A 12,774-nucleotide genomic window follows, 5' to 3' on the forward strand; every position below is an offset into this window, starting at 1 on the left:
ATAAACGGCCTTGGTGACCATTTGTTCAAAATATTTGGCGGCAGGGATGCGACCCATCTGCCCGGGTTTACCGATTATAAGTGGTTACTACTATATTCAGAAGTAGGGTCTGACTTGAGTAAGTGGCCACGTGAAAAACACTTTACCGGTTGGCTTGGATTGTCACCGGGGCAGGATCGGTCGGGGAGAAAGTATAAAAGCAAGAGCAAGGGCAAGCCCACGGTAGGACAAATATTCAAGCAGATGGCCCACGGCTTATTAAACAGCAAGTATATTGGTTGGGGAGCATTTGCCAGAAGATTAAGAGGAAGAAAAGGCCCCGCTATAGCTATTAAAGCAACGGCCAGAAAATTGGCTGTTCAATACTGGCGTTTAATAGTCAAAGGAGCTGACTTTGTGGAAAAAGGTTTGGAGGTCTATGAAGCCATACTTAAGGAGCAGAAAAAAAGGCGGTTAGAGAAACTCGCCTTTGAACTGAACATGGAATTGGTACCTGCATAACTAATATGTCATGGGTAGGAACGAAGGATCTACTCTTCACCATGCTTCTTCGCCCTGTAAAGTTTGCGAATAGATCCTTCGTTCCTCAGGATGACAAACCTTTTTAACGTCATTGTCCGTTCAGTGTCCACTGGATTTTACCACTCAATGACATGGTGGTTGTTTCAATTAAAGTCCCTTGTGCTTTTTATTGAATAAATGTTATGTATACATTTCTATTTTCTTGAAAACTTTATACCTTTAAAAAGTATAAACAACCAGTAAACCATTCTGAATCAATTATAAGCTACCCTTAGTTTTAAGGCGGCTTGTGATTGTATCATTAAACAATTAATTATGATAAGAAAGATTTTTACAATGCTACTGCTTGGCGCGTTTTTTTCAGGCGCATCGGCACAAGAAGTTTCCATAAGCAAAGGCTGGAAATTGGCTGTTGGTGATTCGGCGCAATGGGCATCACCAACTTATAATGATCAGCACTGGCAGGCTGCTAACCTTAATGACAACTGGGAGCGCCAGGGGCACCCCAATTATGATGGCTTTGGCTGGTATCGTACCAAAGTGGTGATCCCATCATCATTAAAAGAAAAATCTTTCCTGAAAGATAGCCTTCGCTTAAACTTAGGTACTATTGACGATAACGATGAAGTATACCTGAATGGTAAACTGATAGCTAAATATGGCGGCAATGGCGGTACTATAAAAGATGGACACTATGGAGGTCGCTCCTATACTATAGCTGCAAACAATCCGGCTATTTTGTGGGATAAAGAGAATGTACTGGCCGTACGGATATTTGATACTGGCGGCGATGGCGGTATGGTTAGCAGCGGTTACGGCAGTGTGTTTAGCATTACCATGGCCGATGTAATGGACCACGTAGCGGTTAATACCGATGCTGATTTTGAATATGGCGATAATAACAGCCTTAGTAAAAGTGTTAAGCTATTTACTACAAACCAATACCAATACTCCGGAAAATTGGCCTTCAAAGTAACCGATCCAGAAACCAACGCTGTATTGTATGAAAAGACTAACGATGCTACCTTTACTAAAGGCAAACCGTTCACCTATTCATTTTCTATAGCTCGTTTGGCTAAAAAATCATACACCATTAGCTATACATTTACAGATACCAAATCGGGTAAAGCGATTGTGCAAACCGAAACTACGCCCTATATCCTTACCCCTTATCCATCGGCTAAGGTGAAAATAAATGGAGCCGATGTATTTGGCGCACGTCCTGGTCACCCGTTTTTGTACCTGATACCGGCATCTGGTAAAAAGCCCTTAACTTATAAGGTAAGCGGTTTGCCAGAAGGCTTAAAGCTTGATGCTGCAACAGGGGTGATAAGCGGTACTGTAGTTCAAAAAGGAGATTACCCGGTTACTTTTACAGTGAGTAATACACTGGGTGCAAAAGTTAAAAAATTCACGATTAGTATTGGCGATAATATAGGTTTAACACCAGCACTTGGCTGGAACAGCTGGAATGCATGGGGCTTGAGTGTAAATGACAGTAAGGTACGTATATCGGCCAAAGCAATGATTGATAAGCTGAGCGCGCACGGCTGGGCGTACATTAATATAGATGATGGATGGGAAGCAGAACAAAGGGCATCAGATGGTAAAATTGTTACCAACAGCAAATTCCCGGATATGAAAGGACTAACCGATTATGTACATAGCTTAGGTTTGCGGATGGGTATTTATTCATCGCCGGGCTCACGTACCTGCGGCGGTTATTTAGGCAGCTGGCAACATGAAGACCAGGATGCACAAACTTATGCTGATTGGGGCATTGATTATTTAAAATACGACTGGTGCTCATACTCTGAAATAGCTCCAAAGCCCGACCTGGCCGAATTGAAAAAACCTTACCAGGTAATGCAGGCTTCATTGGGTAAAGTAAACCGCGATATCATGTATAGCCTTTGCCAATACGGTTGGGGCAATGTATGGGAGTGGGGTGCCGAAGTTAATGGCAACAGCTGGCGTACAACAGGCGATATCCAGGATACATGGCAAAGTGTGTCAACCATAGGTTTTAACCAGGGCCCGGCTGCATTGCATGCACAGCCAGGTCATTTTAATGATCCTGATATGTTGGTTGTAGGTAAAGTAGGATGGGGGCCAAGCCTGCATAATACACGCCTTACTTTTGATGAGCAGTATACACACATCAGCTTATGGAGCCTGTTGGCATCGCCATTGTTGATTGGTTGCGATATGGGCCACCTGGATAGCTTTACATTGAGCCTGTTAACAAATGATGAAGTGCTGGCCATTGATCAGGATGCTTTAGGCAAAGGAGCAAGTCAATACGTTAAAAAAGATGATTACCAGGTTTGGGTAAAGGAATTAAAAGACGGCGGCAAAGCTATTGGTTTGTTTAATACATCCGATAAATACCAAACCATTAGTCTTGATAAAAGCGATCCGGCGATAAGGGGCTATACCAAATTCAGGGATGTATGGCAGCAGAAATATATCATTAGTAGCGGTAAAACCTTAACTGCAAGCGTAGCGCCGCACGGCGTGTTGTTGGTAAGGGTAGAGAAATAGTATCAGTATACTATTATAGCAATTGGAGTATGGCAATCGCGAACTTTGCAGAGTTGATCTGTATAGTTCGCGATTGCTTTGTTTATAGCAATATGGGTTTTATTTCTGCGGACTATGGTAATAGTAAACCGGCGAAAATACACCTTCGCTTGTGGTGTAATATCCTTTACCATCGGGTGTAAAACCTATTGCTTCGCCTTGTTTTTCGGCTACGTAGGGTAATTCTCTTGGTTGTCTTACCATGGCATCCCAGGCATGTTCATTAGGCAGGCGGCGCCAGTAGTAAACCTTTTCGTAGCTTTTTAGTACAATCTGCTGTCCATCTTTTGATATATCGCCCGCCGTGATCCATTTAAAAGGTCTGAAGCCCGGGAAAAATAACTTAGCCCTTTTGGTTAGGGTAAGTGTATCATTGGCTGTAAAATTTAATGGCGACGTATAAACTGCTACAGAATCGCCCCGTTTGCTAACAATATATAATAGTTTTTCAACGGGGTCTACCATTAAAGTTTCCGCATCCTTTGGCCCATCGGGGTATTTGAAATGGATAGCTACCGGCACGGCATGGGTTATGGTATCGCCGGCCCATGAAGTACTTTCCATGAAACGGTAAACGGTAATGTATTTTCTTGAACCATTGTTATCACCAATATCGCCCAGGTAAACATAGCTTTTACCCTTTTTTGGCCCCGGCCCAACGGCTATATCTTCGCAATCTTTTACGCCTAAGCGTTCGGTTTTGTCGCCGGTAAAATAAATAGTGCTTTTTAGTTCTCCTTTTTCATCTATAGAAAAAAAGCGGCTTGTATCACCACTATCATTGTGCACATAATAAATATCGGGGTTTATGGATGAAGCGGCAATACCCGAAGTTTCATCCATTTGCTTATTGTTGAGCGTGCCACTTATATCCTTTTTATCAAGCAAACGGTGCCTGGCATATGACCCCAAAAAGAGCAGCATAATCAGGGGTATAAGGATTTTTAATTTTCTTCTTCTGCTCATCTAAATTGTTAAGAATAATAACGCAAATAAATCATATTATTATGAAGTTCGCATTAATTATATGGTATTCTTGTACATCTGCACAAAAATGCTGCCAACAAGTTACTTGCGCAAATTTAGCTTAAGGAATTTAAACACACGTTGTGTTTATGTAATAATTGATAATTATCGCTGCCTTTGAGGATGATCGAATTTTTGGAAAGGAATCTTTATCACGTTTACAAATTTTCCGTTCAAATTTTCGTCCATGTGAGTGTCAATGCCGAAAACGGTGTCTTCTTTTTCTAAATTGCCGTAAGTGCCAAAAATTCTGTCCCAGATGCTTAATACATCCCCATAGTTACAATCTGTATAAGGTAATTGGTAATGGTGGTGTACATGGTGCAGGTTAGGTGTAATAAATACCAGCCCAACAATCTTGTTAACCTTTGCCGGTAATCTAAACTCAGTATGTGCAATGATGTTGGAGAATGATTGGAAAGTTTGCCTTAAAATAAGGGCGGCAATAGCAGGGCCACATATAAATACCCAAAACATTAAAAAGCAGGTGCGTATACAGGTTTCGCACGGATGTTCTCTTAGCGTGGTTGATACATCTACCTTAAGATCGCTGTGGTGAACCAGGTGAAATTTCCACAATGGCTCGGCTTTGTGCATCGTAACATGATAAACATATTCGCAAAAGTCAAGCATTACAAATAAACCGATATAGTAAACCCAGGGATTTGTATGGTAGGGTATAAAATTGATAAGTCCCCAATGATGAACAGTAGCCCATCCGGATATTAAAACAACAAAAGTTGTTAATAGTAGTTGCAGTGGTAAGGCCGTAAAAATAAAAAGTGTGTTAACTGATGAATGCTTCCATTTGGTTTTAATACCATCAAATGATACTATCATTTCGGCAAACCATAAGCTTGTTATTACACCGGCATATAAGAGTACTTGGGTCAGATCTTCGTGCTGAGAAAAAAATGAGCTCAGTTTGTGCATAGTTAAATTAAATAGGGACCTAAAGGTAGTGAATATGTTACCGTTTCCTTAACCCCACGTTAATTCTTCATTATTTATTCATCTTTCTGAGCAAAAAAATAACGATAATATTTCCCTGTTTAATGCAGTAAGTATTTCTGTTTCAGTGTTGTTATAGGGCAATAAAAAAGGGCTCTTTTCAAAGCCCTTTCATTTTAATACTATTTAGTCATCTCCATTTCCACATCGGGTTTTGAAACATCTGTTAATGCAACCCGGCCGCGATCTTTACGGAGGATACGGTTGAATAGTGATATTTCCCGATCAAAAAGAAATTGGAAAAATAGCTTGGTCCATGAAGTATGGAAGTGTAATGTGTCGTAATATTCAGGAGCAGTTTTCTTTATCTCAGGAAGTTTATTCCAAGGTATCGATGGGAAATCATGGTGCTCATTGTGGAATCCTACGTTGAACGCTACCGCGTTAAAGTTACCGTAGTAACTGTAAGTTTCCTGTTCAATAGTATGAGTAAGATAATGCTCCTGGATCCAGCGTGCACCAAGCGGGTGTAAGCCTACCGAAAAAGAAAAACTTAATAGTAAAAACGCAACTGAATGCCAGCCCATAAAATAAGCTATTGCCGTAGTGAAGATCACCTGCAAAACAAAGTTGGTAACTATCCAGCCGTCAATAGGGTGAATCTCTCTTAACCTTGATAAACGGAACAGTTGAAACACGGGGAAAAATAACAACCATATCGCTTTACCAAAAAATGAATTGCTTATCAGTTTAGCCTCCCATCTGTTTGGCAAATCGGCGTCCAGCTCATGCACACCCTGGAAAGAGTGGTGCTTAATGTGGTACTTTTCAAAAGATATAGCGCTTGGCAATATTTGCGGCAAATTGGCAAACATAGATGCCCAACGGTTTGCATTACGGTTTTTAAACAGCAGTTGATGAGTACATTCGTGAATCATCACAAACAAAGCATGATCAGCAAAGGCGCCCAATAAATAGGCCGCGCCAAAAACAAACCACCATGATTGGTCGCGCAGAAACCAGGCTAAAACCACCTGGAAAGCCACTAAACCAATAATAGCAAATATAGTGTTTGGATTTTTACCTATCAGTTTGCGAAGATGCGGAAACTGCTTTAGAATTTTTTTTGTACGAATACGATGTGGTTCAGACTCCTGGGAATAAACAAAATCAGTTCTCTTAATCATATAATATATAAACGTTAAAGATAGCAATAACGTTTTTGAAAATATCATTTAGTAGTCAAAATAAAAAATCCTTATAAAATCTTCATGCCGTTTTCATAAAGATTTTATATGGTTTTTTATTTATTGTTGTTTGTAAATCAGTACTTTAAATGTATTTGGTAATGCCTTGCGGGTACCGGGTTCAAATTCTGCAACGCTTAAATAAATTTTATGGGTTTCGGTATCTAAAGCCAGAGTTTTGGCACGCACAGGAGTTTTTAGTACTTGAACAACGCTGTATTCATCTGCTGATTTTTGTTTTATAATGGTAGTTGTACCATCACCGCATGAGCAAAATATCAATTTAGTTTCGGGGTCATAAGCTACTGCATCAACTCCGGCGCCAATAGGAAGGGTTGCTGTAACTTTGCCGGTATTGATATTAATTACGCTAATACCTTTGTTTTCGCGGCAAACGGTAAACAAGCGTTGGCTGGCGGCATCCAATGCCAGCCCTGTAGGACCGCCACATGGCGCAAGCGGATAGTTTTTTACCACTTTAAGTGATTTGCTGTCAATTACATTCAGGCTGCTTTTATCTTCCAGGTTGTTGTAGATTTTGCCTTTGCCATCAGATACGGCAAATTCAGGACCGCCGCCTAAAGCTACAGTGCCTACCTGTTTCAAGGTTTTAGGATCGATAACGGATGAATTGTTGCTTTCGCCGTTAAAGCTGAAAACGCGATCGGAGTAGGAATCATACATAATAGCATCCGGGCCGTTTGCATCCTTAAGCAGGATGGTTGCAATAATTTTCAATGTTTTTAAATCAAAAGCTACAACCGAGTTTGATTTGCCATCGGTAATAAAGCCACGGTTCAATTTATTTACAATAGCAATGCCATGTACACCTTTCATGTTATCAATAGAACCTACGGGTTGCTCGGTAATTAAATTGATAACATTTACCTGTGTGCCATGTGATACATATAAACGGTGATTTACCTTATCAATAGCCAGGTAGTCGTAACCACCATCGCCGGGTAGGGATATGGTTTTATCAGCTACATAGGTTTGAGCTTTTAAGGCCATAGGAGTTAAGGCCGTTGCCAGTAATGCAAGAATTAAAATTTGCTTTTTCATTTTTGTTGGGTCTGTTTATACGAATGAAATTAGGCTTTAAATCTGGAGAAATATTGTGCTATTGCGGATGATCTGTATGTTGTTCAATAGCCGGTACAGTGAAGCCATTACGATATAAAATACGCATCATACTTGGTAAAACAATTAAAAGCAATGGCAGGGCAACTAAGAAACCGCCAATAACTGCTATAGCCAAAGGCTGATGTAGCTGAGCCCCGGCGCCGATACCTAAAGCCAGTGGAGTTAATGCAATTATTGCTCCTAATGCGGTCATTAATTTGGGCCTTAACCGTGTTGAGATAGAATAAACTATAGCTTCATTCACGCTTTTTTCTCTTGCGCTTTCCCTAAATTGCAAAAAGGTGAATATGGCATTTTCGCCAATAATACCAACTATCATAATTAATCCTGTATAGCTGCCAACATTTAGTGGAGTATTTGTAATATATAAAGCCAAAAAGCTTCCCGAAATACCCAAAACGGCCATCACCAAAATTAATATTGCTATTCTGAACTGCTTAAACAAAAATAGTATCACCCCAAAAACCAACAGACTCGATGTGATGAGGATAATCAGCAGTTCTTTAAATGATTGCTGCTGCTCGGCATAAGCACCGCCATATTCTACATGATAGCCCCTGGGGAAGTTTACTTTTTGGGCTATGTTTTTTTGTATGGCGGGTATTACTGTTCCTAAATCACTATTCTCTAACCGGGCGGTGATAACGCCCATTGATTGCAGGTCCTGCCGGTTAATTTCGGCATCGCCGGCTTTTATCTCAACTGTAGCCAACTGGCTTATCGGAATTAATTTACCGTTGCCCAGGAATATATTTAGTTTTTTAATATCGGCTATGTTTAATGACCGGTTACCCGGATAAACCATGCGGATGGGAGATAGTTGCTGAGTTTCGTACAAATTACCTACCACGTTGCCGTCCAGGGCTGTTTGGGCCTGAAACTGCAGGGCGGCCGGTGTGATATTGTATTGAGCCAGCTTTTTATAATCAGGTACGATACTTACAGAAGGACCTGCAATCACGATACCATCAAACACATCGGCAGTACCTTTAACCGCGGTGACTTCGGCTGCAATTTGTTTGGAAAGGTTTTGAAGGATGCGTTGGTCATCGCCAAAAACTTTGATTTCGATTGGCTGGGTTGAACTCATCAGGTCGCCCAACATATCCGTTATCACTTGTCCAAAATCTACCCGTAAGGCAGGTTGTGTTTTTTCAATCTCACTCCTTATATCACTGGTTACCTCTTCAGTTGTTTTTTCATGAGTTTTTTTCAATTGAATCAGGTAGTCGCCGGTATTAGGCTCAGTTATAAAAAAACCCATTTGTGTTCCTGTACGGCGGGAGTAGGCGGCTACGTCAGGATGTTTGGTGATGATCTTTTCTATCTCTCTTAGCATCCGGTCGGTTTCCTGCAGCGAGGTTCCCGGCGGCGAACTATAATCCAACACTATACTGCCTTCATCCATAGCCGGTAAAAAACCGGTTTCTAATTTTGAGGGTATAAAAACGATCACTGCAATCAATGCCATCATGATAACAACGCTGATTATTGGCTGCATAATGAAAAAAGAGACCCAGCCCTGCCTTTTTACCTCGTGTGTTTCTTCCTTTACGTTTGTTGAATGCGCATGTTGATTACGTGTAAGAAACAGGTAGATCACAGGCAAACCTATCCATGTTACAAAAAACGAGCAGATAAGGGTAATGATCATGGTGTTGGTCATTACCTTAAAATAGGCTCCGGCAACACCCGTCATCAATAAAAAGGGAACAAAAATAACTATGGTACTTATAGATGAGCCAAGCATAGCCGGGAACAAGTAATCAATAGCTTTTTTAAGCAGGCGGCTGGTGGGTTCATCAGGGTGCTCTTCGTGCGTGCGATGGATTTGCTCAACCACAACAATGGCGTCATCAATGATCAATCCTATAGCTGCTGCTATTGCACCCAGCGTCATGATATTGAAAGTATAGCCTATTACGTAAAGCACAATAAGTGTAAGGCAAAGCGTAACCGGAATTGTAATTAAAATGGTTGCACTGGCTTTAAATGATCTCAGGAAAATAATAGCTACAACTATTGCCAGCAATAAACCTATCCAAACACTATCGGTAACACTTTTAACAGAATCGTTTACAAAATCGGCCTGTACATAGTAGGGTTTTATAGTAACATCTTTGGGTAGTATTTTTTGAAGGGCCGCCACTTTTGCCGCCATATCTGTTGATAAGGATATCAGGTTGGCATTGGGTTGTTTTATAACTGCTATTAATACGCCATCATGGCCGTTGGCATTTATCTTGGTATATTCTATGCCTTCGCTTATTTGTACTGATGCAATATCTTTTACCTGGATAACCCTTTTGCTGTTATTGCTTATCACCATATTTTCCAGCTGATCCTTTGCAGTTACGGTAGCATCGGTTACGGTGAGATACAGCATTTTATAATCAGAAAGATAACCTTCTGATTTTATGAAGTTTGTTTGGCTTAATGCGCTGCTGATCATATCCGGCGTTAATGACAGCGCCGTCATTTTTTCGCGGTTAAGCACAAGCCAGTACTCTTTTGTTTTACCACCAATAACCCTTATTTCGGATACGCCGTTTATTTGTGATAAAAATGGTTTTACGGTAAATGTAGCCAGTTGCTTTAACTCAATTGGTGATCTTTCATGACTTTCCAGCGTGTACCCGCTTACCGGTAAAATAGAAGGGTTCATTTTTTCGACGGATATGTTTACATCCGGCGGCAGGGTATTTTGAATTTTAGCAATCTGTGATTCTATTTGTTGCTTACTGAGGTCAATATCAGCATTCCAATCCATATAGGCCGATATCTCGGCACTTCCGCGGCTTGTGGTGCTTCTTACTATTTGTAAGGCCGGTACCTGTTTTATCGCGTTTTCTAACGGTTTGGTTACCGTTATCATCATTTTGTTTACCGGTTGTAAACCGGCATCGGCAATTACCTTAATTTTAGGAAAAGTAATCTCTGGAAAAAGGGAAGTTTGAAGTTTGGTATAAGCAAATATGCCACCTATTAATATCAGCGATAATACCAGTAGCAGGGGTTTGCGATAAAAAATAAAAAAATTCTCTACCTTATCTATTTTTGTTTCTACAACTTTAGCCATTACTGTACAATTTTAACTTTAGCTGTATCTGCCAAACCATAATTACCGCTTATAACTATTTTATCCCGGGGAGAAAATTTGGGTGATAGAATCTCTACTTTGCCTCCACTTTCAATTCCTTTTTTTACAGGTATTTTAACTGCTGTGGTGGCATTAATTAATTTCATTACCCAAAATTCTGTTTGTGTTTCGTTTGATAGGATGGCTGAAGCTGGCAGGGATGTGGTGTTTGTTTTCGATGTTTTTACTATTCGTGCCCTGGCTACCAGGTTTTCGGGGATTTGATCGGCCGAGTTTACTTTGATCACGATGCCCTGAGTTTGTGATAGCGTATCAACAACGGGCATAAAAGAGGCTACTTTGCCATTTAATTTTACCCCATCAGGCAGGGTAAGCAATACGTCCTGGTTGCTGGATACAGAAGCGCGCAATTCATAAGGCAGCTGCATAATGAAGGCAAAGCTTCCCCTGTCGCTTATGATAGCTAATTGTTCGCCATCCTGTACATAATCACCTACCTGGTGATTTAATTGCGTAATATAACCATGTTCCGAGGCTTTGATTTTATTTACGCCCGAAAATTTGAAGGTAGTATCAAGTATGTTTATGCTATTGCCAATGCTTTGCGCTTCTTTGGTTTTTATTGTAAATAAAACCGCGCCTTTATTTACGTAATGGCCAATTTGCGTATTTACCTTTTGTATGTAACCAATTGCATTAGCTTTTACATAGTTTTTTTGAAGGAATGATGATGTGGCATTCAGTTCAATGTAATCTGTAAGTGAACTTTCGTCAATGGTGGTAACTTGTACAGGTGTTTCGGGTACTACAACTTCTGCATCGCTTGCAGTTGCTGCATCAGAATTACCTTTACATGAAGAATACACCAGTGCTACTGCTAAAATTATTAAAATGTTTTTTGAACGGGAACAGGCTGTTTTATATATTTTCATGTTATTTATTCCAGTAATTTAATTGATTGGTGAGCTGGAGCTTTGTTATGGTAGTTTGTGTAAGCAGGTTGGTAATGGTATAGTAACTATTAACAGCCAGTATAAGATCTGCAATTTTTACATCGCCGGTTTGCATTAGTTGAGTATCAACCTTTATTAAGCTTTCGGCGTATTTTATCTGTTCCTTTATCTGGTTAATCAGGTTATCATTCTCGTTTATCTGCTGATTAAGCTGCGCAATTTGCTGCCGGTATTGCGAATTAAAAAACGCTTTATAATTTAAGCGGGTCTCCTCTTCCAGTTTTAACCTTTTGTATTGAAGTTTACGCTGGCCGCCATCGTAAATTGGCATAGAAATACTAAAGCCAAAGCTGGTACCAAAGTGTTTATAGGCCTGGGTTGTAAAATCAGTATTATATCCGCCATCGGCAAAAATATTAGCTTTAGGCCTGTAGCTATAGTCAATTAAGCTCCTCGTATTTACAAGTCGTAAACTATCAGATTTAAATTGCCTGAAAAATATACTCATGGAAGCATCGGGCGTAATTGTTGTTTGAATAACAGGCTCGCTTAGTTCAACCGTTGTAGTATCAACAACACCGGCCACGTAATTTAGTGTGGCATAATCATTTTTATATTGTATTTGTGCCTGCAAAAGCTGTAGCTGCTGTTGTTTTAAGGTAACCAAAAAAGCAAGATATTCGCTTTGTTTGTAAACATTGTTTCGGGTGAGTTTTTTTAGCAGGCCTTCTTCTTCAGTAAGTAATTTAACTACATCGCGGTTAAATTTTACCTGCTGCAAACTGCCGTAAGCGGTTATGTATTGACCGGTGATGGTCTTTTTTAAGTCTTGTTCAGATACTGCCCCGCTGTTGATGATAGAATCGCGCTGTAAGTTTATGGCTGCCAGTTGTGTATTTAAATATTGTTTACCTATCAGCTGCTTGTTTACTCCTAAAAGTGCATTAAAGGTTTGCACATTAGTAATAGCGCCTGCATAACCATAACCACCAACAACAGGTGCAAAATAGCCGTTGCTGTTTACGTTTACCTGTGGCCTTAAACCGGCCCTTAATCTTAAACTATCTATTTGGCTTGCCGCTATTTGATTTCTGACAGCCTTAAGTAAGGGACTGTTATTTTTTGCAAGTTCCAGGTAGTGATCAAGCGTATAAGTTTGTGCCCGGGCAGCAGTATAGGTGAGTGTGAATAATATAAAACCGAAAAACCACTTCATTAAATGAGGTATAAATGTATTTTAAACATAGCT

General features: G+C 40.2%; 9 protein-coding genes. 2 read left to right on the forward strand and 7 right to left on the reverse strand.

Translation table 11 applies throughout. The features are described from left to right. Positions 1-501, forward strand: a 501-nt coding sequence (locus AC1DYB_RS27945) for a transposase (protein ID WP_477439891.1), incomplete at its 5' end; no start/stop codon positions are given. Positions 502-837: 336 nt separating this feature from the next. Beyond that, positions 838-3,066, forward strand: a complete 2,229-nt coding sequence (locus AC1DYB_RS27950; protein WP_477439893.1) for a putative Ig domain-containing protein — start codon at positions 838-840, stop codon at positions 3,064-3,066. Positions 3,067-3,165: 99 nt separating this feature from the next. Here AC1DYB_RS27950 and AC1DYB_RS27955 read toward each other — a convergent pair whose 3' ends face one another. The 7 genes from AC1DYB_RS27955 to AC1DYB_RS27985 form a co-directional block, all read right to left on the reverse strand. After that, a complete protein-coding gene (locus AC1DYB_RS27955) occupies positions 3,166-4,071 on the reverse strand; it encodes a hypothetical protein (protein WP_477439895.1) in 906 nt (301 codons plus the stop codon). Between the two features lie 165 nt (positions 4,072-4,236). After that, a complete protein-coding gene (locus tag AC1DYB_RS27960; protein WP_477439897.1) occupies positions 4,237-5,064 on the reverse strand; it encodes a sterol desaturase family protein in 828 nt (275 codons plus the stop codon). A 200-nt stretch (positions 5,065-5,264) separates the two neighbouring features. Further along, a complete protein-coding gene (locus tag AC1DYB_RS27965) occupies positions 5,265-6,269 on the reverse strand; it encodes a fatty acid desaturase (RefSeq protein WP_295719664.1) in 1,005 nt (334 codons plus the stop codon). Positions 6,270-6,389: 120 nt separating this feature from the next. Next, on the reverse strand, positions 6,390-7,391 hold the full coding sequence (locus tag AC1DYB_RS27970; RefSeq protein ID WP_477439899.1) for a YncE family protein: 1,002 nt from the start codon (positions 7,389-7,391) through the stop codon (positions 6,390-6,392). 58 nt (positions 7,392-7,449) lie between these two features. After that, positions 7,450-10,551, reverse strand: coding sequence for an efflux RND transporter permease subunit (locus AC1DYB_RS27975; protein ID WP_477439901.1), 3,102 nt, complete (start codon positions 10,549-10,551; stop codon positions 7,450-7,452). After that, a complete protein-coding gene (locus tag AC1DYB_RS27980; RefSeq protein ID WP_295719658.1) occupies positions 10,551-11,504 on the reverse strand; it encodes an efflux RND transporter periplasmic adaptor subunit in 954 nt (317 codons plus the stop codon). The genes AC1DYB_RS27975 and AC1DYB_RS27980 overlap by 1 nt, the downstream gene beginning before the upstream one ends. Before the next feature lies 1 nt (position 11,505). Next, positions 11,506-12,741: a TolC family protein gene (locus AC1DYB_RS27985; RefSeq protein WP_477439904.1), complete on the reverse strand. Its 1,236-nt coding sequence runs from the start codon at positions 12,739-12,741 to the stop codon at positions 11,506-11,508. Positions 12,742-12,774: the final 33 nt, after the last annotated feature.

The organism is Mucilaginibacter sp. P2_A4 (assembly GCF_056405015.1).